The organism is Cuneatibacter sp. NSJ-177, assembly GCF_022867805.1.
GTDB lineage: Bacteria > Bacillota > Clostridia > Lachnospirales > Lachnospiraceae > Pseudolachnospira.
Genome location: NZ_JALIFO010000010.1, coordinates 23,345 through 48,055, shown reverse-complemented (window position 1 = coordinate 48,055; position 24,711 = coordinate 23,345). Strand labels below are relative to the sequence as shown.

22 protein-coding genes are annotated in these 24,711 nt (G+C 53.0%); 14 read left to right on the top strand and 8 right to left on the bottom strand.

Going from position 1 to position 24,711, the window contains the following annotated elements:
- Positions 1–16 precede the first annotated feature (16 nt).
- The 3 genes from MUB23_RS15045 to MUB23_RS15035 are packed head-to-tail and all read left to right on the top strand — an operon-like array spanning position 17 to position 3,459.
- Complete coding sequence (locus tag MUB23_RS15045; protein ID WP_244801485.1) at positions 17–538, top strand: TRAP transporter small permease; 522 nt, start codon at positions 17–19, stop codon at positions 536–538.
- A complete protein-coding gene (locus MUB23_RS15040) occupies positions 535–1,821 on the top strand; it encodes a TRAP transporter large permease (RefSeq protein ID WP_244801483.1) in 1,287 nt (428 codons plus the stop codon). The genes MUB23_RS15045 and MUB23_RS15040 overlap by 4 nt, the downstream gene beginning before the upstream one ends.
- Before the next feature lie 15 nt (positions 1,822–1,836).
- Complete coding sequence (locus MUB23_RS15035; RefSeq protein ID WP_244801482.1) at positions 1,837–3,459, top strand: FAD-dependent oxidoreductase; 1,623 nt, start codon at positions 1,837–1,839, stop codon at positions 3,457–3,459.
- Between the two features lie 116 nt (positions 3,460–3,575).
- Here MUB23_RS15035 and MUB23_RS15030 read toward each other — a convergent pair whose 3' ends face one another.
- The 3 genes from MUB23_RS15030 to MUB23_RS15020 all read right to left on the bottom strand — a co-directional run bounded on the left by MUB23_RS15030 (position 3,576) and on the right by MUB23_RS15020 (position 8,416).
- On the bottom strand, positions 3,576–4,952 hold the full coding sequence (locus tag MUB23_RS15030; protein WP_244801481.1) for a sodium-dependent transporter: 1,377 nt from the start codon (positions 4,950–4,952) through the stop codon (positions 3,576–3,578).
- Positions 4,953–5,003: 51 nt separating this feature from the next.
- Positions 5,004–6,224 (bottom strand): hypothetical protein, encoded by a 1,221-nt coding sequence (locus MUB23_RS15025; protein WP_244801480.1) that lies wholly within the window; start codon positions 6,222–6,224, stop codon positions 5,004–5,006.
- 80 nt (positions 6,225–6,304) lie between these two features.
- The gene (locus MUB23_RS15020) at positions 6,305–8,416 is read right to left on the bottom strand and encodes an acetate--CoA ligase family protein (protein ID WP_244801479.1); all 2,112 of its coding nucleotides are present in this window, start codon (positions 8,414–8,416) and stop codon (positions 6,305–6,307) included.
- A gap of 426 nt (positions 8,417–8,842) precedes the next feature.
- On the opposite strand from MUB23_RS15020, the gene MUB23_RS15015 reads away from it, so the two are divergent.
- The 3 genes from MUB23_RS15015 to MUB23_RS15005 all read left to right on the top strand — a co-directional run bounded on the left by MUB23_RS15015 (position 8,843) and on the right by MUB23_RS15005 (position 13,981).
- On the top strand, positions 8,843–10,042 hold the full coding sequence (locus tag MUB23_RS15015; RefSeq protein WP_244801478.1) for an aminotransferase-like domain-containing protein: 1,200 nt from the start codon (positions 8,843–8,845) through the stop codon (positions 10,040–10,042).
- A gap of 64 nt (positions 10,043–10,106) precedes the next feature.
- Positions 10,107–12,950 carry an acetate--CoA ligase family protein gene (locus tag MUB23_RS15010; RefSeq protein WP_244801477.1) on the top strand — a complete coding sequence of 948 codons (2,844 nt, stop codon included), beginning with the start codon at positions 10,107–10,109 and terminating at the stop codon, positions 12,948–12,950.
- A gap of 200 nt (positions 12,951–13,150) precedes the next feature.
- Entirely contained in the window at positions 13,151–13,981 is an 831-nt protein-coding gene (locus MUB23_RS15005; RefSeq protein WP_244801476.1) for a helix-turn-helix domain-containing protein, read from the top strand.
- A gap of 101 nt (positions 13,982–14,082) precedes the next feature.
- On the opposite strand, the gene MUB23_RS15000 is transcribed toward MUB23_RS15005, so the two are convergent.
- From MUB23_RS15000 to fic, 3 genes are read right to left on the bottom strand one after another with little or no spacing between them, the layout of a single operon-like run.
- Positions 14,083–15,162 carry an undecaprenyldiphospho-muramoylpentapeptide beta-N-acetylglucosaminyltransferase gene (locus tag MUB23_RS15000; protein WP_244801474.1) on the bottom strand — a complete coding sequence of 360 codons (1,080 nt, stop codon included), beginning with the start codon at positions 15,160–15,162 and terminating at the stop codon, positions 14,083–14,085.
- Positions 15,163–15,173: 11 nt separating this feature from the next.
- Positions 15,174–15,422 carry a TIGR03905 family TSCPD domain-containing protein gene (locus MUB23_RS14995; protein ID WP_244801598.1) on the bottom strand — a complete coding sequence of 83 codons (249 nt, stop codon included), beginning with the start codon at positions 15,420–15,422 and terminating at the stop codon, positions 15,174–15,176.
- A 27-nt stretch (positions 15,423–15,449) separates the two neighbouring features.
- A complete protein-coding gene (fic, locus tag MUB23_RS14990; RefSeq protein WP_244801472.1) occupies positions 15,450–16,055 on the bottom strand; it encodes a protein adenylyltransferase Fic in 606 nt (201 codons plus the stop codon).
- 264 nt (positions 16,056–16,319) lie between these two features.
- Here fic and MUB23_RS14985 point away from each other — a divergent pair, with 264 nt between their 5' ends.
- The 8 genes from MUB23_RS14985 (at position 16,320) to MUB23_RS14950 (ending at position 21,970) form a co-directional block, all read left to right on the top strand.
- Positions 16,320–17,021, top strand: coding sequence for a 5'-methylthioadenosine/adenosylhomocysteine nucleosidase (locus MUB23_RS14985; protein ID WP_244801471.1), 702 nt, complete (start codon positions 16,320–16,322; stop codon positions 17,019–17,021).
- Positions 17,022–17,139: 118 nt separating this feature from the next.
- A complete protein-coding gene (locus MUB23_RS14980) occupies positions 17,140–17,769 on the top strand; it encodes a hypothetical protein (protein WP_244801470.1) in 630 nt (209 codons plus the stop codon).
- A 78-nt stretch (positions 17,770–17,847) separates the two neighbouring features.
- Complete coding sequence (locus MUB23_RS14975; protein ID WP_244801468.1) at positions 17,848–19,194, top strand: glucose-6-phosphate isomerase; 1,347 nt, start codon at positions 17,848–17,850, stop codon at positions 19,192–19,194.
- Between the two features lie 116 nt (positions 19,195–19,310).
- Positions 19,311–19,880, top strand: a complete 570-nt coding sequence (locus MUB23_RS14970) for a chromate transporter (RefSeq protein WP_244801466.1) — start codon at positions 19,311–19,313, stop codon at positions 19,878–19,880.
- Entirely contained in the window at positions 19,867–20,403 is a 537-nt protein-coding gene (locus MUB23_RS14965) for a chromate transporter (protein ID WP_244801464.1), read from the top strand. The genes MUB23_RS14970 and MUB23_RS14965 overlap by 14 nt, the downstream gene beginning before the upstream one ends.
- Before the next feature lie 10 nt (positions 20,404–20,413).
- A complete protein-coding gene (locus MUB23_RS14960; protein ID WP_244801462.1) occupies positions 20,414–21,187 on the top strand; it encodes a ZIP family metal transporter in 774 nt (257 codons plus the stop codon).
- Positions 21,188–21,338: 151 nt separating this feature from the next.
- Positions 21,339–21,647 carry a type II toxin-antitoxin system RelB/DinJ family antitoxin gene (locus MUB23_RS14955; protein WP_244801461.1) on the top strand — a complete coding sequence of 103 codons (309 nt, stop codon included), beginning with the start codon at positions 21,339–21,341 and terminating at the stop codon, positions 21,645–21,647.
- Positions 21,644–21,970, top strand: coding sequence for a type II toxin-antitoxin system RelE/ParE family toxin (locus tag MUB23_RS14950; protein ID WP_244801459.1), 327 nt, complete (start codon positions 21,644–21,646; stop codon positions 21,968–21,970). The genes MUB23_RS14955 and MUB23_RS14950 overlap by 4 nt, the downstream gene beginning before the upstream one ends.
- A 337-nt stretch (positions 21,971–22,307) precedes the next feature.
- Here MUB23_RS14950 and MUB23_RS14945 read toward each other — a convergent pair whose 3' ends face one another.
- Complete coding sequence (locus tag MUB23_RS14945; RefSeq protein ID WP_244801458.1) at positions 22,308–22,544, bottom strand: helix-turn-helix domain-containing protein; 237 nt, start codon at positions 22,542–22,544, stop codon at positions 22,308–22,310.
- Positions 22,545–22,731: 187 nt separating this feature from the next.
- Positions 22,732–24,651, bottom strand: a complete 1,920-nt coding sequence (gene glgB, locus MUB23_RS14940) for a 1,4-alpha-glucan branching protein GlgB (protein WP_244801456.1) — start codon at positions 24,649–24,651, stop codon at positions 22,732–22,734.
- Positions 24,652–24,711: the final 60 nt, after the last annotated feature.

Here is a 24,711-nt window from a genome sequence, read left to right as displayed (position 1 = left end):
AGTAAGGGGGAAGATTATGAATCTGATATGCAAGATTGCGGATGCTGTCAGTGAATTCTGCCGCAAGATTGGAGCCGTGCTTTCCGTCATCTGCCTGGTTTTGATTTTTGGCTCCATTTTGATCGGAATTTATTCCAGACTGTTCACCTCCTGGTCTCTCCTTTGGCCGGAAGAATTGGCCCGTTTCAGCATGGTAGCCGGAGCCTTTGTCGGCGGAAGCGTTGCAATGAAGTCGAAATCTTTGGTCTGTTTCGATTTCCTGATTGGTCTGTTCCATGGGAAAAGTAACTATGCGGTAAATATCTTGATTAACCTGCTGACAGGCGTGTTTATGGTCTATTTCCTGATCGCCGGTTTCAACGCGATGCCGAACTATCAGAAATACCGCGCGAATTCCATGCCGATCACCATGGCCGTGCCCGCGTTCTTCCTGCTGGTGGGCGGGGTGTTTATCCTGGTGCACCTGGCGGACTTTATCCTGAACGATGTCAAAGCGCTGACGTCCCGGCAGACGCAGGAGAAGGGAGGCAGCGTATGAACTACGGGGTTGCTTTAGTACCGATTATGTTTTTGTTCATGTTTGCCGGAGTGCCAGTGTTTGTCGGGATCGGCTTGGCAGTACTCCTGGCAGCGGAACATTGGAACCTGATTTCCCTGTCCGTGATCTTCCAGCAGTTTTATCAGGGAATCGACAGCTATGCGCTGCTTGCCATCGTGCTCTTTATGTTTGCCGGAAACTTGATGATGGAACTGGGCCTTGTGGATGATCTTTTGAATTTTTGCAGGCTCCTGGTCGGACGGCTCCACGGCGGCCTGGCCTACGTGGACATCGTAGCGAATGTGTTCTTTGCGGCGATCTCCGGTTCCGCGGTGGCGGATATGTCTGCGATCGGCACCCTGCTGGTACCGAAGATGGAGGAAGAGGGGTACGACACCGATTTCTCCTCGGCATTGACGGCGGCGGCCTCGGTAATCGGGCCGATTATTCCGCCGAGCATCCCGATGGTGGTCTATGCCTCGATCATGGGCACCTCGGTGGGGGCCATGTTCCTGGGCGGCGTTGTTCCCGGCGTGCTGCTGGGCCTATCCCTCTGCGTGATTTCCCGGTTTATCTGTAAGAAACACGGGTACGGTACGATTGGGGAAAAGATTCCGAACAAGGAAAAAGGCAAGATCGTTCTGAAAGCGATCCCGGCTATCCTGATGCCGGTGATCATCCTGGGAGGTATTTTCAGCGGTACCTTTACGCCGACGGAGGCTGCGGCCATCGCCTGTCTGTACTCTCTCTTGATCGGCTTCTTCTACTATCGGAATGTAACGCCGTCGCTTCTTTGGAGAACCCTGCGCGACAGCATGGTCAGCGCGGCCGGGATCTATCTGATCATCGGCATCGCAAAGCCGTTCAGCTGGTTGGTGGCCATGACTCACCTGGCCGACACGGTTTCCGCCGGAATGGCAGCCATCACCGATAACAAGTTTGTGATGCTGCTGATCCTGAACCTGATTTTGCTGATCCTGGGCTGCCTGATGGAATCCACGGCGAATATCCTGATCTTCGCGCCGCTTTTGATTCCGATCGCTACGGCAATGGGAGTGGATCCCCTGCACATCGGCGTTATCTTCGTGCTGAACCTGATGATGGGCGTTGCGACCCCGCCGTTTGGAATCTGCCTCTTTATCGGGGCGAACCAGACGGGGAGGCCGTTGGGAAAGATATTCAAGGCCGTGCTTCCTCTTGTGGGAGCAGAAATTATTATCTTGCTGATTTGTACTTATCTGCCGTTCCTTGTTACAGGACTGCCGCGGCTCTTGGGGTATTAAGGAGGCCTTAGGCGCATGAGAGTGCTGATCATCGGCGGAGTGGCTGCCGGAGCGAAAACCGCCGCGAAACTGAAGAGGGAAGATTGGGATTTGGACGTGATGATTCTGACCAAGGCGGATGAAGTTTCCTATGCCGCCTGCGGCCTTCCCTACTATGTCGGCGGGGTTGTCGAAGAGGAAGAGCAGCTGATTGTCCATACACCGCAGCAGTTTGAAGCCCTGACTGGCGTCAAGGTACTGACAAAGACGGAAATTACCAAGGTGGACCGGGTGGAAAAGACAGTGGAGGCGCTGAACCTTTATACCGGGCGGACAATGGTGTATGATTACGACAAACTGGTGATCGCATCCGGGGCGGATAGTAAACGGCTGCAGATTCCCGGAAGCCATAAAAACGGCGTGCATTTTCTGCATACTCCGCGGGATGCGGAGCTGCTCCGAAGGGATCTGGCGGACGGCGTATGCCGGCAGGCGGTCGTGGCCGGCGGGGGACCGATCGGCATGGAAGTGACGGAAAACCTGATTGGACGCGGGATCCGGGTAACCATGCTGGATCTTGCTCCCCAGGTGATGCCAGGCTATGACTGGGAAATCGCCGGATATGTGGAAGAACATTTGGAGGGGCTCGGCGTCCATATCGAAACCTCCGCCGCTCTTTTGGAAATCCTAGGCGGAGAACGTGTGGAGGCGGTCCGGACGGACCGGCGCACAATTCCGGCCGGCTTGGTGGTGATTGCCGCCGGCATTCAGCCGAATACAGAATTTTTAAAAGGCAGCGGCATCATGCTGATGCCCAACGGAACGGTAAAAGTAAATTCCCAGCTAAAGACCAATGATCCGGACGTCTATGCGCTGGGCGACTGCGCCTGTGTGTTCCATGCCCTGAGCCGGGAGGCAGCCTGGTCACCCATGGGATCCTCGGCCAACATCGAAGGCCGGGTGCTGGCGCAGATCTTGAATAACCGGGACGTCGCATTTCAGGGGGTCGTTGGGACCGGCATCTGCCGGCTTCCCGGTTTAAACGCCGGACGCACCGGTCTCAGCCAGGCCGGGGCGGAGGCCGCAGGCTTTGAGGTGGAAACCGTGGTGGCGGTGACGGATGATAAAGCCCAATACTTTCCGGGTTCTGAGCACTTTATGATCAAGATGGTGGCGGAAAAGAAGACGGAAAAATTGCTGGGAATCCAGGTGCTGGGCCCCGGAGCCGTGGACAAAATGATCGATATTGCGGTGACGGCTCTCTCCTTGGGCGCATCCCTGGAACAGTTGTCCCAGATGGATTTCGCCTATGCGCCGCCGTTTTCCACGGCGCTTCACCCCTTTGCCCAGGCGGTCCATATTTTGATGAACAAGATGAGAGGAAAGATGGACTCCATTACGCCGGCCTCTTACCGGGCCGGTGATGCGGAGGAATACAAGCTGATTGATGTCTCGGTCAAACCTTCCCTAAAAGGCGCGGCCTATGTGGATCTGACCAAGATCGAGGGCGAGGTGGAAGGCCTCGGAAAGGACGAAAAGCTGCTCTTGGTCTGCAAAAAAGGGAGGCGGGCGTATCTGGCCCAAAACCGCTTGAAGCATTACGGCTATACGGGGACAAAGGTGCTGGAAGGCGGGACCTTGTTCAACCGGCTGAAATGAAATATGCTCCAACCATAAAATCATATACGCGGACAGGCCCTGGAAAAATTCCAGGGCCTGTTTGCTTTATGGGGCTTACCGCCCCGGTTTTTTTGTATTTATGAAAGTGTGCTTACTTAGCTGATAATACCGAATCCGGTGAGAAGCACAAGCAGCAGGAGGAGCGGACAAACCCACTTGACCAGGAAATACCAAATGCTGCAAAAACGGCTCTCGATTGCGCCATTGTTGGTGATGGCGTTCATGGCATTTTTCTTGCCCCACAGCCAGCCGACAATAACAGCGGTGCAGAGGGCAATCAGCGGATAGGCAATGATGCAGATGAAGTTGTCATACAGAGAGAAGATATCCATACCGAAGATGCGGACATCTCCCCATATGCCGAAGCTGAAGCTGACAGGGACGGCCAGGATCATGCAGATCACAGTGCCCAGAACCGATGCCTTTTTCCGGTTAAATCGTTTGGGGAAGGACTCGGTGACGTAGGGAACAAAAATCTCCAGGATAGAGACCGAGGATGTCAGGGAGGCAAACAGCAGCAGGAGGAAGAACAAAAGACAGAAGAATCCGCCTGCCGGCAGCTGGGAAAACAGAGAGGGCATGGTGATGAACAGCAGGGACGGGCCGGAACCGGGTTCGATGCCAAAGGCAAACGCACTGGGGATGACGATCAGGCCGGAAAAAAATGCCACAGCAAAGTCAGTCAGGACGATCCAAGCAGTGGATTTCGGTACATTCTCCTTGTCACTGAGGTAGCTTCCGTAATTGACCATGCCGGTGGTACCTACGTTCAGGGAGAAGAATACCTGACCTACAGCGGCGGCAAAAACGCCAAAATTGATCTGTGAGAAATCCGGTTGCAGGTAAAATTGGATTCCTTCCGCCGCGCCGGGCAGGGTGACCGCCCGGAAAATCAAAACCACCAGGATAATCAGCAAGGCCGGCATCATTATTTTACTGGCTCGCTCAATTCCCTTTTTGATCCCGCCCATTACAATGACCATCGTCATGAGCAAGAAGATGAGCGTACCTACCAGGGGGCCTGCGACAGAACTTGTGAAATCACCAAAGAAGCCGCCTACCGCGTCAGGCGCGATATTGGCGAGCGTACCGAAGGAGTTAATAATGTAATAAAGCATCCAGCCGCCGAATACCGCATAGTAGGACAGCGCCAGCATAGCGCTGAAAATGCCGAGATAACCCATCCAGCTAAAGGAATTTTTGCCCAGAAGCTTGCGATAACTGGCCACTGCATTGGCTTTGCCGTGACGTCCGATCAAAAAGTCGCATATCAGCATGCCGACGCCTACCACCAGCATGACAATGATGTAGACGATCAGGAAAGCCGCTCCGCCGTTCATACCGGTCATATAGGGGAATTTCATGATGTTGCCGAGGCCGACTGCGGAGCCTGCTGTGGCCAGGATAAAACCAAGGCGTCCGCTCCATTGCTCACGTTTCGGAGCTTCTGCTCCAGTTGAGTGGTTAGACATAGTAATCCTCCTTTTCTCTTTCCTGTATTTCGTTGTGGGGAATATCAGGGGTTATACAACCTCATGGTAGAGCTTTGTGTATTCTTCGTCGGTTAAATCACGCTTGACACAAAGGGATAATTCTTTGATCTTTTTCAGCAGCTCCTTTACCTTGTCTTTATCTTCAATGGGAGCCAGGCCCAGGCGTTCATTGACCAAGGAGATATTGGCGCCGCCGCTCTTTTTGCCGATGTAAATGTGGGGCGCGGACTGGCCGATCATGGAGAAATGATAGGGCATCATGATCAGCGGATTGATGTCTCTGGATTTTTGCCAGTAACCGGTGGGGAGGCCGGTTTCCCAGCCGAACAGGCGGTCGCCGACCACGGCCTTGGTGGGCGGTACGGGTTTGCCGGAGCGCTGGGCGACTTCATGGGAAAGGTCCAGAAGCTTCTCATAGCGGATGCCGGTATCCTTACCATACAGGCATTGGAGACTCATGGCCAGCGGCTCCAAAGGACAGCTTCCGGCGCGTTCGCCGATTCCGTTGACCGTTACATGGGCGCAGAAGGCACCTGCTTGAAGCGCGGCGATCGTGGTGGGAACGGACATACCAAAATCCTCGTGGAAATGTGCTTCCACCGGTTTCCCTACCCGTTTGAGCAGTTCACGGACCATGTAGGCCGCGCCCTCCGGGGAGAATGCGCCGAAGGTATCTACCAATGCTACCGAGTCAAAGTGTCCGCCGTTTTCCAGCACGCCGTTGAGCAGGGTGGTAAGAAAATCGATGTCGGAGCGTGAAGCGTCGGAAGGGAAAAAGGTAACCATCAGCCCCAGTTCGTGGGCGTACTTGGTAGCCTCAGAAGCCGCTTTGATGGCTTTTTCCATTCCCCAGCGCATGCCGCCCTGAAGCATCTGCTCACTGCCGGGAACTTCGATAACGACACCGTCTACACCGCAGTCTTTCGCTACGTCCATATCGGCCAGGACACCGCGGACAAAGCAGTAAATCTTCGCTTTGAGACCAAGTTTACAGATAGCTCTGATGGCGTTTGCATCTTCCTCCGAGGTCATAGGGCAGCCTGCCTCAATTCGGTGCACACCGGCGGCGTCCAGTTTTTTGGCAATTTCGATTTTATCCTCTTTCGTGAAGATAATGCCGGGCTCCTGTTCGCCGTCCCGCAGGGTGGTGTCCAGAATCTCGATTTTCTCAGGGAAATCAAAATTCTTTGTAACCTCGTCCAGGAAGTTGGCGGGGCTTACCCACCATTTTCCTTCTTCTTTGTAGCTCATAATGATACCTCCTTATTTTTCCTTCAGCTTTTCCGGCGGATGTAAAGCTTTGTGCCGGGAGAAACTGTGAATAGCATATCTTAATGCGAAAGTCCGGGGGAAGCCTCCAACGGTTCCACCGTGATGCGGGCATCCAGCACTGCCGTGCGGTCTGGGTAGACGCGGCAGGGATTCAGATCAATTTCCTGCAGCTGCGGGAATGTTTCCATCAAATCTGACAGCAGCACAAGCAGCCGGCAGATGCCGGTTTGATCCAGAGCCGGACCGCGGTATCCATTTAAAATTGGGGCACAGCGCAGACCAGACAGCATCCGTTTTGCCTCGCCCTCCGGAAGCGGCGTCATGCGGAATGCGGTATCTTTTAAAACTTCAGAATAAATACCGCCCATGCCAGCCATCACCAGCGTACCGGCGCCGGGGGAACGGACCGCTCCGAGGATTACTTCAAAGCCGTCGGGTTCCATCGGCTGAACGGTCAGCAACGCTTCAGGGTCCAGGGCCCTCATGGCCGGCAGCATTTCCTGGTAGGCTGTTGTCAGGGCTTCTTCTGTGGAAAGATTTAGGCGCACGCCGCCCACATCGCTTTTATGGCTGATTTTTTTTGAATGAAGCTTCAGTGCGACCGGATACCCCCACCGGGAGGCCGCCTCCGCTGCTTCCTTCGCTGATGAAGTTAAAATAGGCGTTACGATTCCGGCGCCGGCCAGCTGCAGCAGCTGTCTGGCGCTTCGTTCCGGCAGAAGCGTCCTTTCTGTCAAAGCAAGTTGATCTAAGAACTGACCGACTGCCTCACGCTGGGAAGCAGTCAGCACCGGCGCGGCATCTTTTAGAGGCCGCCGCAGAATCTTTCCTCGGTGCACCAGGGCGGTTACCGCTGAGGCGGCGTCCTGGGGATCAAAAAAGCAAGGAATACCGGCCGATTCCGGCAACGGGTTGTACTGAGAAAACTCACTGCTGCTGGCCAAAAAACAGGCGACGGCAGGCTTTCCAGCACAGCGGACGGCCTCCATCAGTTCTTCTTCGGGCAGAATCAGATGGGGGTTCAGCGTAAAAAAGCCGAGAAGAACATCATATTCCCCGGAACTCAACAGCTTCCGTGCCGCAACGCCGTAGTTTTTGGGAGATAATCCGTTGGAGGAGATATCCGCCGGATTTTTCAGCTTCATAGATATGCCGGTTTCGTGGTCGATGGCTTCTTGCAGCTTTGCTGACGGCTGAGGCAGACAGATCCCAGAGCCATCCATGGCATCCGCAGCCAGGATGGACGGGCCGGCGGTATTGGTCAGAATGGCAACCCGGTTTCCACCGGCTGCCGGGGCAAGGGACAGTGCCTTGCACATGGCCGCACATTCCCGGCAGCTTTTGGCCTCTGCCAGACCAAACTGCTCCGCCAGGCCCGCCATTGCGGAGGCGGACTGAGCCATAGTTCCCGTGTGGGATGCGGCGGCCTGCATTCCTACGGCGCTTTTGCCGTCCCGAAGAAGAACCACCGGTTTTATCTGATTGACCTGCCGGGCCAGACGGAAGAATGTGGGCAGATCCTGCAAACCCTCGAAGCAGACGGCGATGACTTTGGTCTGCTCATCCTGGGCAAGATATTCCAGAAAATCCGCAGCACTTAAAACGGCTTCGTTTCCAATGCCAATCCATTTGGCTACTCCGCAGCCCTGATCCCGAAGGGACGAAATAAGGGCCATGCCAACGCCGCCGGATTGGCTGATGATCGATATCGGGCCGGGAAGAATCTGCGCCGGGAGAAAACTTCCGTTGAAGGGAATGGAAGTATTGATAAATCCTAAGGTGTTGGGGCCGAGCAGCGCAATGTTCTGTTTCCGGCAGAACGTCCGCATTTCAGCTTCCAGAAAAGCGCCTTCGGCTCCACTTTCCTTAAAGCCGGAGCTGACTACAACTACACTGCGGATTCCTGCCTGGGCACACTGACGCAGACTGGGCAAAACCAGATTCGATGCCACAGCGATTACCGCGTGGGAGACCGGTTCGGGCAGCTCGGCTGCCGAGGCATAGCATGGCGCTCCCCACAGAATCTTATGTCCGGGATTCACGCAGTAAACAGGTCCGGGAAAGCTGGAGCGGATGCTTTTGTACAAGCCGCTTCCGACGCGGCCCGGTGTTTCGCTGGCTCCGATGATGGCAACTGCCGTGGGTTCCAAAAATTCAGTTATGGTTTCCATAGACTCCATTGGCACATCCTTTCCAACCATTTGGTTTGCATTGCGCTTACATCGTATAATAATTTCTTAACCTTGTCAATTCATTATTATAAGTTTTTGGAAATATTTTATTGAAACTATGAAAGTGCTTTTGACCTGGTAATAGACGTGGATATGGAATCTGCACTCTATATTCCGCATGAATTAATTGTTTATATGAGATGTACAAATTGATTGTTGGAAATATTAGCAAATAACTAAACTATAAATAGATTAATAAAAGAGTGCTAATTTGGCCTAACAAGAAATTTTTAATTATGACTAATTAATATAATTCTTTTAAGATTATAAAAGATATTGACAAGCTTTTAGGAGAGTAATATACTTGAGGCATCAGACAGAGGAGCCGGAGAAGCACCGGACCAAATAAAGAAAGGATGTGCCAGTATGCAGTACAAATTTTCTGATCGGATCCGCAATGTCAAGCCGTCCGCCATTCGTGAGATCCTAAAGTACACCAATGCCCACCCCGATGTGATTGCGCTCTCCACCGGCAGCCCCTCCAACGAGGCGATTCCGGTCGAGGAGATCCGCGCCATTTCCGACAGGATCTATAGGGAAATGCCGCTGGCAGGTCTGCAATATAGCATGACCGAGGGTTATCCTTCCCTGCGGGAGACCACGAAGAAGCGCCTGAAAGAGGAGTTTGGCATTGGCCGGGATTTTGACGATTTGATCATCACTACCGGAGGCCAGCAGGGGCTGGCGTTGACGCCTAACGTCCTGTGCAATCCCGGCGACACAGTAATTGTCGAGGCGCCGACCTTTGTCAGCGGGATCAACGCCATGCGGATTCAGGGCGCCAATGTAGTAGGAATCGATATGGATGAAGAGGGAATGATTTTTGACAAGCTTCGGGAGGCCATAGAAACCGAGCCGAACGTCAAGCTGCTCTATCTGATTCCAACCTTCCAGAATCCCAGCGGAAAAACCATGAGCCTGGCCCGCCGCAAGGCCATCTATGACCTGTGTGTAGAAAAAGGCGTTGTGATTTTAGAGGATAATCCCTATGGTGAACTGCGCTTCCGGGGCGAGGATATCCCTACTTTTAAGTCCATGGACGATGCCGGCATCGTGATTTACAACGGCTCCTATTCCAAGGTTCTGTCTGCCGGCATGCGCATTGGATTTCTCATGGCGCACAAGGAACTGCTACAGCGGCTGACGGTGGCCAAGCAGTTCAGCGACTGCCATACCAATATCTTTTTCCAGATCCTAACCGATGAGTGGCTGAAGAACGCCGATGTTGCCGGACACATAGAAAAAATCCGTAAAATCTATCGGGAGCGCTGTGATTTTATGCTGGAGCTGCTGGACCGCTGTATGGATAAGCGCGTCACCTTTACCCGTCCTGACGGCGGACTTTTCTTGTGGTGCACTCTGCCGGAGGGCTGTGATTCCCAGGAACTTTCAGAGCTTGCGCTGAAAAAAGGCGTGGCGTTTGTGCCTGGACGTGATTTTATGGTAGACAGCGACGCTCCCTGCCGTGACTTCCGTCTGAATTTTTCCACCCCTTCTTACGATAATATGGAAAAGGGAATTCAGCGGCTGGCGGAGGCCGTTGATGATTATCTGACCGGCAGATAATCAGGGCCTGGCGGTAAAAGAGCATTTTTTTAAAAAATTAGGATACAACGAGGAGGCATCGGATATGCTGAAACCAATTATCAATCCCGCCAAGGGAAAACTGCGTGTGCTGGGGTATTGTTCCGGCTCCGGCAATACGCTGTGGAAGGCCTATGAGCTGCAAAAGGACATGGAGAAAACGCCGGAGGGCTGCCCCTTCGAGATCGTAGGTATTTTCGCCGATAAGCCGGATTCCAAAGCGGTAGCCACTGCCGAACAGTATGGCGTACCGTGGGAAGCAATTGATATCAGGAAATATTATGAGGACAGGCAAAAGCCGCTGAAAGATCGGGCCGTCCGCGCAGAATTTGACGCGGAGGCCATTACCCTGTTGGAAAAATTTGATGCGGACATGATTCTGCTGGCCGGCTATGTCTGGGCAACTACCGATATTGTGTTGGACAATTATCTGGTGGTGAACGTTCACCCGGCGGATTTGGCGGTTACCGATGAAGCGGGACATCGCCTGCTGGCTGGAGCCAACGGCATCAAGTCTGCCTTTGATCTGAACATGGATTATCTGCGGGCCAGCGCCCACCTGGCCACCAAAGAGCTGGATGCCGGGCCTCTGCTGGTGCGCTCTCCCAAAATTCCGGTGGACTATCATCTCCATGACGATTATGAGTCGCGTTTCCGTCACTATCTGAAGCTGGTTAACGAGCAAAACCGTCAGGTGGGGGCGCGTGCCGTACTGGAGCTGGCGCTGGGCAACTTCGCGGTGGATGATGAGAATCATCTCTATTATAAAGGAGAACCTGCGCCGAAGGGGCTGACAGTGGAGAGCTGGGAGGAGAACAAGCCAACTTTTCAGCGTGACCGCATGAAGCTGCTGCGTCCCAGCTCCGTTGCGGTCATTGGAGCCTCTAACCGGCCTGGCATTGGCAAAGCCATCGTGCAGAATCTGCTGGATTCCGGTTTTCGAGGGAAAGTTTACGCTGTCAATCGGAAGGGCGAGGACGTGCTGGGATTTCCCGGATTCGCCTCTATTTTAGATATTCCGGATCCTGTGGATCTGGGTGTGATATCTGTACCCTCCAGCAGTGCTCTGACTGTGGCGGAGGAATGCGGCCAAAAAGGGGTTCCGGCCCTGGTCTGCATCACAGCCGGATTCCGGGAGATCGGCGGCGACGGGATTCAGCGAGAGAAGGATCTGCTGTCCATTGTGGACCGGTATAATATGTGTGTCATTGGTCCGAATTGTATGGGTGTGGCAAATACAGCCGCAGATGTACGCTTAAGCGCCACGATTCTGGCAGATACGCCGCCAGAAGGCCATGTGGCCTTTCTGACTCAGTCCGGCGCGCTGGGGGCCAGCCTCATTGATTTCGCCGGAGAGCTGGATGTGGGTTTTTCGGTGGTGGCCTCTCTGGGCAATATGGCAAACATCAGTCCCTGCGACCTGCTGCCGCTGCTTCAGGCCGATGAAAATACCCATATTATCTGCATGTATATGGAGACGATTCCTGAACCATTCCGTTTCGAGCGGGTGATGGCTCAGATCACCAAGCCGGTGATCGTGGTCAAGTCGGGCCGCACCGCGAAAGGGGCGGCTGCCGCCGGGTCCCATACGGGCAGTCTGGCCGGAAACGACAATGTGGCGGATGCACTGCTGAAAAAGTGCGGGGTTATACGGGCGGAAAACCTGGAAGATGCGTTCCTGCTGGCTTCCAGCATGACAAAAATGCCTCGTATTCGCGGCAACCGTGCCGGCATCATTTCCAATGCGGGCGGTCTGGGTACCTTGACTACCGACGCGTTGGTAAAAAACGGTTTTGAACTGCCGGAGCTGGATCCGGAGGAACAGGCGAGCCTGGCAAAGGAGCTTCTGCCGGAAGCGTCCACCCACAATCCTCTGGATCTGGTGGCGCCGGCTCCGCCGTCCCACTATGCTGCTGCGGCTCATGCCATGATTGACAGCGGAAAGTATGATGCCATCGTGGTAGACTGTGTGCCTCCGGCCACTGTCGATACCGGGGAGGTGGCTCAGGCCATGGTGGATATCCTGAATTCCACACCGATCCCTATTTTTTCCTGCTTCTTTGGGCCGACCTTGGGGGCGCGGGGACGCAGGGTGATGAAGGAGGGAGGGATTCCCACTTTCAATTTCCCAGATCAGATGGTGCGCACCATGCGCTATATGGTGGAGACCCCTAAAAGGGAGGCTCCGGTTCGGGAATGCCGGATTTCCATGGGAGACCGGGCGGCTGCAAGGCGTATTGTCAAGGCGGCCCGCTCAAACGCATATTTGGACGCCGATGCCTGCTTCCGTTTGCTGTCTCTGTACGGCATTCCGATGGCGCAAAACGCCTATCTGCCCTGCGGCGGCGATCCGGCAGCGCTGGATCTGCCTTATCCGGTGGTTGCGAAGGTGGATCACCCGGACATCATACATAAATCCGATGTGGGCGGTGTCCGGCTGAACATTTCTGATGCCGGGGAGCTGGCGGAAGTGCTGGAAGAGTGGACGGAGAAATTCCCCGGACTTCGAGGGATTCAAGTCCAGCAGCAAATCACCGGCTCACTGGAAATGATTATTGGCGCTTCACAGGACCCGGCTTTGGGGCACAGTATTCTCACTGGCCTTGGCGGAACACTGGTGGAGCTGTACCAGGACGTTGCCTTTGGGCATGTGCCGCTGGCCCCGGCGGATCCGGACCGAATGCTGGACTGCCTGCGCTGCAAACCTTTGCTTACCGGCTACCGCGGCAGCAAGCCGGTAGATACCGAACCGTTTAAAACCATTATTATGTGTGTGAACCGTCTGCTGCTGGATTTTCCGGTTATCAGCGAAATGGATATTAATCCGTTGATTTATGATTCTGCCCGCGGAGGATTCTTTGCGGTGGATGCCCGCATCAGGATTGCTTAACCGGACGGTTTGGTCGAAGGTTATCGTTACTCTCTGTCCCATGCGCAGAAGGCTTCATCTTCTTTTCATTTTTGCCGTTCAGAAAAAGCTTGACTTGCGCCGGTTCCTCTCATATGATAGAAATATTACAGGAGGAAGCCGGAAATGCCTTGATTTGCGGCTATTATCATTTGATAGGGCTTTCCGGAAGAGGAATAATCATGGATCATGATGATAACATGACTTTTACCATTAGTCAGGTGGCAAAGATGCTGGGGGTGGTGCCTGCGACGATCCGTAATTGGGAGAAAAACGGACTCATCACAGCGAAGCGTTCCAGCAGCAATTACCGTGTTTTTACACTGGATGATATAGAGATATTAAAGAAGATTAAAGAGTATTCTGTCGAAAAGCGCATGGGCGCCCGCGCCATCAAGCTGCTGCTGCCAAACAATGGCGATTCGGATATCGAACAGTATGTGGAGCAGCAGAAAGAAGTTTACTACTCCAAGAAACTGATCAGTAAGAAGTGGCGGGAAATCCGCAAACAGCAGGGATATACGCTGGAGGAGGTCAGCAAGGCCGTGGATATTTCCACCGCTCATTTAAGCAAGCTGGAAAATGGAGGAAATGTATCCCTGGATATTCTCAACAAGCTGGCCCATTTTTATCGGGAAAACCCTCTGTATTTTATGGAACCAACGGCACAGGAGAATCATCTGGTCCGCAAGGGCTGCGGCGATCCGATCAAGCTATCTTCGGCCCCCGGCATGGAGATGTTTTCCCTCATTGCCATGCGGGAGCACATGATGTACCCGGTGCTCTGCATCGTGGAGCCGGGCGCCGGCAGCCTGGCTCCACACACCCACAACGGGGAGGAACTGATCTGCCTGATATCCGGCGTTCTGGAGTACCGGCTGAACGATGATCCGCCGTATATTCTCCATCCGGGCGATACTTTTTATCACCGCGGCTCGGACCTTCACTGCTGGAGAAATATATCTTCGAAACCGGCCAAGCTTTTGTGGGTTCATTCTGCGGTTGCCAGGTGAGAGAACGGAAGCGCCGCCGCCTACCTTTATCAGATAGGCGGCGGCGCTTATTGTTCATCCGGTTTTTTCTGAAGTGTAAAGTTACACCGGGTCAATGAACACTATGCGTTGTGTTTGTTCCCGGACAGCTCATCCAGGAGGCCGACGATGGTCTCCACGGCATTTCCCAGCGGGCTTTTTTCCATGGCTTCTATGTACCTGCTTCGGTTTTTGTACACTTCGTCGATGGTGTCAAGGAGCCTTTCGTCGGAGAGCTCCTCCTCCGGGATCACCGCGCTGAACCCTTGCTTCTGAAAGCTGCCCGCGTTGAGGATCTGATCCCCACGGCTGGCGGCGGCGGAGAGCGGTACCAGAATATGGGGCTTTCGCAGGGCCAAAAGCTCACAGATGGCATTGGCGCCTGCCCGCGAGACCACCACGTCGGCCATAGCGAAAAGATCCTTCAGATGATCGTTTACATACTCATACTGGAGATAGCCGGGCGTACCTTTTAAATTCTCGTCGAGATTTTTTTTGCCGCAGATATGGATGACCTGAAAATTCTCCAGGAGCTTCGGCAGAACCTGACGGATTGCCGCGTTTACGCGAACCGAACCAAGACTGCCGCCGATGACCAAGAGAACTGGACGGTCCGGGGAAAAACCGGTAAGGGTAAGGCCTTTTACGCGGGAACCAGACAATAGCTCTCCGCGGATCGGACATCCGGTGACAATGGCTTTTTCCTTCGGAAGGTTTTCCAGCGTCTCCGGAAAGTTGCAGCAAACCTTGGCGGCTGAGGGAATGCTCAGCTTATTGGCAAGGCCCGGAGTCATATCGGACTCGTGGATCACAGCCGGAATTTTCAGCTTCTTCGCGGCCAGCACCACAGGGACGGAGACAAATCCTCCCTTGGAAAAAACGACGTCGGGGCGGTATTGTTTCAGCAGTTTTTTTGCTTCTCCGAATCCCTTGATCACGCGGAACGGGTCGGTAAAGTTTTTCCAGTCAAAATAACGGCGAAGTTTGCCGGAAGATATCCCGTCATACGGAATACCGGCAGCCCCGACCAGGTTTTTTTCAATCCCCTCTTTTGAGCCAATATAGCGGATGTCGTAGCCATGTTCTTTTAAAAGCGGGAGCAAGGCCAGGTTCGGGGTGACGTGTCCGGCTGTTCCGCCGCCCGTCAGGATGATGCGTTTCATAGAAAACCTCCTCAGGATTGGGCATTCTGATAGGCACGGAGCGCTTGGACCAGCTGATCCGGGCAGGATGTGGCTTTAAAACCGCACCGGATCCCTTCCAGGCGGCGGATTACCTCATCTACGGGCATCCCTTCCACCAGATGGCTGATGCCCTGAAGGTTGCCGTGGCAGCCTCCGGTAAATTTCACTTGGGTCAGGTTTCCAGCCTCCACCTGGAATTCAATTTCCTGGGAGCAAACGCCGTGGGGTCTGTATCTCATCATAAAATCCTCCTTCATGTTGTTTCGTTATAAGTCCTCTGCCTTAAAAGCAGTGTAGCCTTCATAGTAGTAACTGTGGTCGATCCCCTTCATATAAATTTCTCTATCGTTGATTTGATCCGTTAAGGCTACCTTTAGGATGTGTTTGATTTCGATATCTTTGATGAGGCTCCGTTCCATCGCAAGAAGGTAGTCCTCTTTATCGACCAGACTCCAATCCACAACCTTGCCGATTTCTTTTTTAAGGATACAATCCAGCCAGATCCGCATGCTTCTGCCGTTCCCCTCACGGAAAGGGTGGGCGATGTTCATTTCCACATACTTTTCTATTACTTCATTAAATGTAGACTGGGGCATCTGTTCAATATTTTTCAGCGCTGCTTCCAGATATATCCGGGGTACAAAACGGAAGCTGCCTTTTGCGATATTCACGGAGCGCAGCTGACCGGCAAAGGCATAAATATCCTCAAACAAATAGTGATGGATTGCTTTTAAAGATGAAAATTTACCGGCTTCCAGCCTGTCAAGGATACCGCACTCGAACAGTTCAACGGCCTCTTTTTTGCTGATCTTCTCCTCTGCCTCGGCCAGTTCGGGTGCGCTTGTGATTCCTAATTTGTTTTCAAGAGCCATTCTGATACACCTCGCTTGGATTCCTTTTCACCCTTGTTCCATGGCTTCGTGTCAAATCAGCCGGGTTGGTTGTTGTAAAAATGCTACCGTATCAGTATATCACAAAATCGTTGTTCAGCAAAGGCTATCTCGAATTTTTCCGAGGAATCGGCCAGGAATCCGGCCTGCCGGGAAAATCCGGACCCGGACGGTTTTGCCGCTTGCATTCTGCCGGATGGAACAGTATACTAATAAGGAAGAAACCGCTGCAATTAGGAGGGAAAAATGCTTGGAATCATCGGAGCCATGCCGGAAGAAGTGGAGCTTCTCCATGAGGCTATGGAAGATAAAAAGAAATTCCGCCGGGCCGGGCTCGGCATCTATAAAGGCGTGATTAAGGGGATTCCCGTTGTGGTGACATGCGCCGGTGTCGGCAAGGTGAACGCAGCCATGTGCGCCCAGATCCTGATCAGCGAATTCGGGGTGACCACGCTGATCAATACCGGAGTGGCCGGCGGGGTGGCTCCGGGTGTCCACGTCGGCGATGTGGTGATCTCCACGGACGCCATGTACCACGATTTTGACACCACGGCGCTGGGGACTCCTCTGGGACAGATTGCCTATATGGAGAATTCGGTTTTTCCCGCTGATCCAAAACTGCGGGAGATGGCGGTCCGCGCCTGCCGGGGGCTGCTCCCGGATCATGCCTGCCATGAAGGGCGCATTGTCAGCGGGGACCAATTTATTCAGGGGAAAGAAAAGCAAACATGGATCTATGAAACCTTTGACGCCTGCTGTACGGAGATGGAGGGCGCAGCCATTGCCCATGTGGCGTACTGCAATCAAGTGCCGTTTTTGATCCTTCGTACCATATCCGACGGGGCGAATGAAGACTCGCCCATGGATTTTGAAACATTCAAAGGCATTGCGATCCGCACCGGAACTGACATTTTGATGAATCTTTTCTCGAACGGCGTCGGGAAATGACGAACGATTTTATAGAAAATATCTTCCAAAAGTGTATGTTTCATTCTATACTATAGATAACGTCAAAAACTGACGCCCGCAGTTGTTCCGCGGGAAATCGAAGATAGGGGGAAGATACATGGCAGTAGTGTTTCTTGAGCGGAGCCTGGGGATTTTTATCCTCACCGGAATCGCTGTCCTCGGCATCTGCTGCCGGCTGGTGGTGAACCGCCGCTGCCGGAAGCTGATTCGTCAATCGGAGGATTTGAACACTACAAAAGATAAACAGCTGAAGCGCTGGAAGACGCAGTTTGAGGAGTTGTCGGAGATTGGAAATGGGATTACCAGTCCGGCCGGATATTTGGAGAAGTGTTTCCGCCGCTGCCGGGCTCTGGGCTTTCCGCTGAGACTATGGCGTCATTTGGCGGGAGCCGCCACGGTTCTGTCCATTTTGGGCGGGCTGGGGCTCGCGGCCGCTTCGTATCTGCTGAACCTGGACTACCGTATCATCGTGATGAACGGTTCGGCCGGTATTGTCCTGGGCGGGGCCGGGATTCTGTTTCAGATTTTGTTGGACAACCGTGGGAAGGAAGCGCTGGCCCTGGAGGCCCTGGTGGAAAGTTTCGAAAAGCAGCTGCTCCCCAGAATCGAGCGCAACCGCCATTTCCGCCGGGGATCGCTTACTCCCAAGCCGGTACAGCCGCCGGTCACGCTGGGACCGGAGGAGGAAAAGGTATTGGAGGATATTTTCCGGGAATATCTGACTTAAGGTAAACAGAGGATAGGAAAGCGCCGCCGGTTTGACAGCGGAAATGAGATACCAATGAGAGGATAGAGGAGGAAAAACATGTCTATTGTACATTTTGATTATGGACGGGCCCGTGATTATTTGACCGGGGACGATTTGCAGGCAATGAAGCCAGGGATTTTATTTGCTCAGAAAACGTTGCTTTCCCGCAATGGGGCGGGCAATGATTTTCTCGGCTGGCTGGATCTGCCGGTTCAGTATGATCAGGAAGAATTCGGCCGGATTGAAAAGGCGGCGGAGGAGATCCGGGCGCATTCGGATGTGCTGCTGGTGATCGGAATCGGCGGTTCCTATCTGGGGGCCCGCGCAGCCATTGAATTTTTGCGCCATAGCTTTTATAATATGGTTTCGCCTGAGGTCCGAAAGGCCCCGGAAATCTATTTTGTGGGAAATAATATCAGCGGAACGTATCTGTCGGAGTTGATGGATGTTTTAAAAGGGAAGGATTTTTCCGTTAATGTGATTTCCAAATCAGGGACGACCACGGAACCCGCGATTGCATTCCGCGTTTTCCGCAAGCTTTTGGAACAAAAATATGGAAAAGAAGGCGCAGCCAAGCGGATCTATGCGACCACGGACAAGGAAAAAGGTGCGCTGAAAAAATTGGCCGATGAGGAAGGCTATCCGACTTTCGTGGTTCCGGATGATGTGGGAGGACGTTTTTCTGTTCTGACCGCTGTGGGACTTCTTCCGATTGCAGTCAGCGGAGCCGACTGCCGGGCTCTGATGGAGGGGGCAGCAGAGGCCAGAAACCGGGCTTTGACGCTTCCCTATGAGGAGAACGACGCCCTGCTCTATGCGGCGGCGCGGAATTTCCTCTATCAGCAGGAAAAGTCCATTGAGGTGATGGCAAATTATGAGCCGAGCCTTCACTATATTGCCGAGTGGTGGAAACAGCTTTATGGGGAGAGCGAAGGCAAGGAGCGGAAAGGAATCTTTCCGGCTTCCGTGGATCTGACCACGGATCTGCACTCCATGGGACAATTCCTCCAAGACGGCAGCCGCCTGATGTTTGAGACGGTTCTTGAGGTGGAGACTCCCCGTGCCTCGGTGGTGTTGGAGGAGGAAGCGGTGGACCTGGACGGGCTGAACTATCTGGCCGGGAAGACCATGGATTTTGTCAACAAGAATGCGATGGACGGGACGATTCTGGCGCACACCGACGGCCAGGTTCCGAACCTGATGATTCATATTCCGGCGCAGGATGAGCGCTCGCTGGGACAGCTGTTTTATTTCTTTGAATTTGCCTGCGGCGTCAGCGGTTATCTCCTGGGCGTGAATCCGTTTAATCAGCCGGGCGTGGAGAGCTATAAGAAGAACATGTTTGCCCTCCTGGGAAAACCTGGTTATGAGAAAGAGCGGGAAGAGCTGAAAAAGAGATTATAAGCGCATGGCAGGAGATTTGGCCCGGACTCAAGCGGAGGCAGAGTTTGGGCTTTCCTGCTGTCTGTGGGGCGGGGCCGGATCTCAGACATTCGAAATAAATACCAACAGAGGAAACAATGAAGAAAGAGAAAAAAGCCAGTTGGAAGCGCGCCTTGACGGTTCTTCGGGTCATGTTCAAGGTGGGCTTCTTTACGTGGGGAGGGGGCTGGAGCATTGTAGCCCAGCTGCAAAGGGAGTTTATTGAAAAGAGAGGCTGGATGACGCAGGAGGACCTGGTGGACATCATTTCGGTCGGCCGTTCCATGCCCGGCATCATGGTGATGAACGTCAGCGTTCTGTTCGGCTACCAAATCGGAGGGATACCAGGCGTCGTCTGCTCGGTGGCCGGGATTGCGTCCCCGTCAGTGATTGTACTGACCATTGTAACCGGATTTTACACTCAGATTAAAGATAACATCTATGTGGCAAAAGCTTTGGTCGGAGTCCGGGCCGCCGTTATTCCGATTATCGGCGGCGCGGCGCTCAAGATGCGTAAGACAGCCTGGGTAGATTATAAAGGCTATCTGATTTCGGCCGCTGCATTTCTGCTTTGCGTGTTTACGCCGCTGCACAATATTTTTATTGTGCTGGCCGGCGCGGCAGCCGGATTGATTCTGCAAAGGGGGAACAAAGATGGTTTATCTTAATCTGTTTTTGGCGTTTGTCCGGATTGGATTTTGCAGTTTCGGCGGCCTTTCCATGATTCCGGTCATCAACCAGGAAATGATGCAGAATGGTTGGATGACCCTGGAGGAAGTGGCGGATATTGTGGCGATTGCGGAGATGACGCCGGGCCCTTTGGGTATCAACTGCGCCACCTTTGCCGGAATGAGAACGGCCGGGATTCTGGGCGCGCTGTGCGCTACGTTCGGCGTTCTGGTCCCGTCGCTGACGCTGTGCCTGATGGCCGCCATCTTTATCCAAAAGGTGAAAGGGAATCCACTGATGGGCCATGTGATGTACGGCGTCCGCCCGGTCTGCATCGGTATGGTTCTCTATGCACTCTTTACTCTGTGTGAGAGTAACTTTTTCCCGGAAAGCACCTTGCAGAGTTTTTACTTCAAACCGGTGCTGATTTCCATCGTGGTGGGCCTGATTTCCTGGAAGACAAAGGCCAGCGTACCGGTTTTGATCGCGATTGCAGCTGTTTTGGGACTGATTTTAGTCTAGGAGGAATCTTATGGAAACATTTCTTGGATTACTGATCCCGTTTGCGGGAACGACGGCCGGAGCCGCCTGCGTATTTTTGCTGAAAAATGCAATCCGTCCGCTGGTGCAAAAGGCTTTGCTGGGATTTGCCTCCGGCGTGATGGTGGCCGCCTCGGTCTGGTCATTGCTGATTCCGTCGATGGACATGTCGGATTCCATGGGGAAATTTGCCTTCGTACCGGCGGCCGTGGGGTTCCTGCTTGGCATTGGTTTTCTTCTTGCCATGGACCGTCTGATTCCTCATCTTCATATGGGAGGAGAGAAGGAAGGGCCGGAGTGTTCATGGAAAAAGACCACAATGCTGGTGCTGGCCGTGACGCTGCACAATATTCCGGAAGGAATGGCGGTCGGCGTAGTCTTTGCCGGTATGATGGCGCAGAATTCGGATATCACGATGACAGGCGCGTTCGCGCTCTCCATCGGGATTGCCATCCAGAATTTCCCTGAAGGCGCCATTATCTCTCTGCCTCTTAAGAGCGAGGGGGCGGGGAAGGGGAGAGCCTTTCTCTATGGAACGCTTTCCGGCGTCGTGGAGCCCATCGGCGCTCTGCTTACGATTCTCCTGGCATCGTTTATCACGCCGGTTCTGCCATATCTCTTGTCCTTTGCGGCCGGGGCAATGATCTATGTGGTGGTGGAGGAACTGATTCCGGAAGCCAGCGAGGGGGCGCACAGCAATATCGGGACCATTGGGTTTGCGGCAGGGTTTGTGCTGATGATGATCTTAGATGTGGCGTTGGGGTAAGCGGAACGCGGAAAGAGAGAATCGCCTGATTGGATGTAAAACGATGAAATCGTACCGTAAAGTCCTCCCATAATCCAGAAAAATAATTCTTGCCATTGTATTGCTATTGTACGGACAATGGCGTATACTAATAGCAGGAAAGGAGGCTACCATGATGGCAAAGACGACAAATCTATCTGTGCGTTTGGAACCAGGTCTGAAAGAGCAGGCAGAGAGTGTGCTGGGACAGCTTGGGATTCCGGTGTCCAATGCGGTTAATATTTTTTTAAAACAGGTAGTCATGCAAAGGGGGATTCCCTTTGATGTGAAGCTGCCTGCCGCAAAACCTGTAGAAGCCGGTGCATTGACAGAAGCAGAAATGAACCAGGAACTGGAGAAAGGGTACACGGATTTCGTGCAGGGGAAAACAAAACCAGCAGCGCAGGCGTTTGCTGAAATTCGTAAGGATTATGGCCTATGACATACCATGTGGCCCTTACGGAGCAGGCGAATTCTGATTTGAGGGGGATTTATGAATACATTGCATTCAGTCTCCTGGAACCTGAAAATGCGGCAGGGCAGCTTGACCGTCTGGAAGAGAACATTTTAAAATTGACAGATATGCCGGGAAAGTTTAAGCTATATGAGAAAGAACCGTGGCGGAGCAGAGGGCTTCACCAAATGCCAGTGGATCATTTTATCGTGTTCTATATTCCGGATGATGAGGAAAAAACAGTTACGGTCCTCCGGATTGTATATAGGGGACAGAATATAGATGTGCAGTTGAGAAAAACGACAATATAGTATAGTGGGAATGGGAAGCATCTCTTCGGGGATGCTTTCTTTATGTAAGCGCCGCGGATGCCATCAGTGGATTACTGGCAGGTAAGATCCCGGATTAAAGTATACTAAATAAATGTGGGAAAGATCAGCAATACAAAAAACCGGGCAGACGTCCCGGCTGAAAAAGTCATTGATAAACCGAGAACCGGATGGATTCCGGGCATCGGATGGTAGGCGGAATCCATCTGGAAGGCAGTTCGCTTTGCATCTAAGCGCCTGAAAGCAGGCACGAAATGCTTGGGCTATAAAAAAAGAGAGAGATTCATAGGAAACGGAATCCTCGCTTTGTTCGGCCGGCCTAGTTCATCAATGTTTTGACGTCAACGTTTAAAACTTTTGCGAATACCATCAATTCATAATCTGCGATAAATCTTGTTCCATTTTCAATCCTGCTGATACTGTCCCTTTCAAGGGTAATTCCTTCGGTCTGAACCTTGGCTGCTAACTCAGATTGAGAAAGGCGGCTTTTAACCCGCATCTCCCGGATCTTTTCGCCGCAAATATTTTTGCGGCCCTGATAGGTATAGATCTTCATTTCGCTGTCTCCTTAAGTGATAATCATCTGCAATTTTCTTGACATTAGCATATGCAAAAAGGAAAAACGTGTTAAAGGTCAGAAGATGGAAAATGTAGGAGAAAACTCGTCAAGTATAGGACAATAAAAAACGGAACCCCTGGAAAAGGGGCTCCGTAGATGTGGTTTTAAAGATAAGGAAGAATGTTTATTTCTTCTTTTTGGCATCCGTTTTGGCGGCAAATTCGTATACCGCCACGCCGTAGGGGGCCAGCGGATGCGCGATGGAGAATTCCTTCCCATCGCATTCGGATCGGACCGCATGCTGAACCGGTTTTTTCATTCCCCGGCCATAGAGACCGGCGCTCTGATCCAAAAGCAAGGTGTAGTCGCCGGGACAGGGGACGCCGGCCCGGTAATCCTTCCGCTCTACCGGCGTGAAATTGCAAAGGAAGAGCAGATTCTTTTTCCCGGTAGGGCTGAATCGGGCAAAACTGAAAATACTCCGCTCGGCGTCGTCACAGTTGATCCACTGGAAACCGTCACCATCCTGGTCCTTTCGGTAGAGGGCCGGGTGGGTCCGGTAAAGATGCAGCAGGTCGTGGAAAAATTTCTGTAAATTTTTATGATCGGGATCCTCCAGCAAGAACCAATCCAGCTCCCGCTCCTCGCTCCACTCCCGTTTCTGACCGAATTCTTGTCCCATGAACAGCAGCTTTTTGCCCGGATGGCCGATCATGAAGGTATAACCAACTTTGAGGTTGGCGAACTTGTCCTCGCCGGTTCCCGGCATTTTCTCCAGCATGGAGCATTTCAGATGCACCACCTCGTCATGAGAGAGCACCAGGATGAAATTTTCACTGCTGGCGTAGGTCAGGCCAAAGGTCATCTGATTGTGGTGGTATTTCCGGAACAGAGGGTCTTCTTTCATATAGGAAAGAAAATCGTGCATCCACCCCATGTTCCATTTGAAGGTAAAGCCAAGGCCGCCTTTGCTGGGATCGGCGGTAACGCCGGGCCAGGCGGTGCTTTCCTCGGCAATCGTGATTGCGCCGGGGACCCGGACTTTGATGATGCTGTTCAGATGGCGGAAAAATTCGATGGCTTCCAGATTTTTGTTTTCTCCGTACTGATTGGGGATCCACTGCCCCTCTTTTTTCCCGTAGTCCAGATAAAGCATCGAGGCCACCGCATCGACGCGCAGGCCGTCGATATGAAATTTTTCCAGCCAGTACAACGCGTTGGCAATCAGGAAATTGGACACCTCCGTGCGGCCATAGTCAAAGATTTTGGTGCCCCAATCCGGATGCTCGCCCTTTCGGGGATCCGCATACTCATAGAGGGCTTGTCCGTCAAAATCTGCCAGCCCATGGGCATCCCGCGGAAAATGCGCCGGGACCCAGTCCAGAATGACGCCGATGCCCTGCCGGTGCAGGTAGTCCACAAAATACATAAAGTCGGACGGGGTTCCGTAGCGGGAGGTGGGGGCGTAATACCCGGTCACCTGATATCCCCAGGAACCGTCAAAAGGATATTCTGCGATTCCGATCAGCTCCACATGGGTGTATCCCATCTTTTTGACATAGCCGGACAGGCTCTCTGCCAATTCGCGGTAGGAATAAAAGGCGGAGTCGCCCTCGCCGTCATGTTTTTTCCAGGATCCTGGGTGTACCTCGTAGATGGCATATGGCTCGGTGACCGGTTTTTTCCTGGGACGTTTCGTCATCCATTCCTGATCCTGCCAGGAAAAGCCGGACAGATCAAAAATACGGGAAGCCGTGCCGGGACGAAGTTCCGAGTAAAACGCATAGGGATCCGCCTTGGCAAAGCCTTTGCCTGTCTCATCGGTTATGTAAAACTTGTACAGGTCGCCTTTCTTCGCTCCGGGAACAAACGTCTCCCAGATTCCGGAGTCCGCCAGCGGTTCCATCGGCGCTTCATTCGGATCCCATCCGTTAAAGTCTCCGATCACGGAAACGGACGCGGCGTGGGGCGCCCAGACGGCAAAAGAAACGCCGTGTCTCTTCCCGGACACGGCGGGATGTGCTCCCAGCTTTTCGTATATCTCGTAGTGGGTTCCCTTTCCAAACAGGTAACGGTCGGTCTCGGTGATTTTTTGATACGCCATCCGTACACCCTCCTCCTTGTTTACTGTAAAACAATTTATACTAATGATAACAAATCAGGG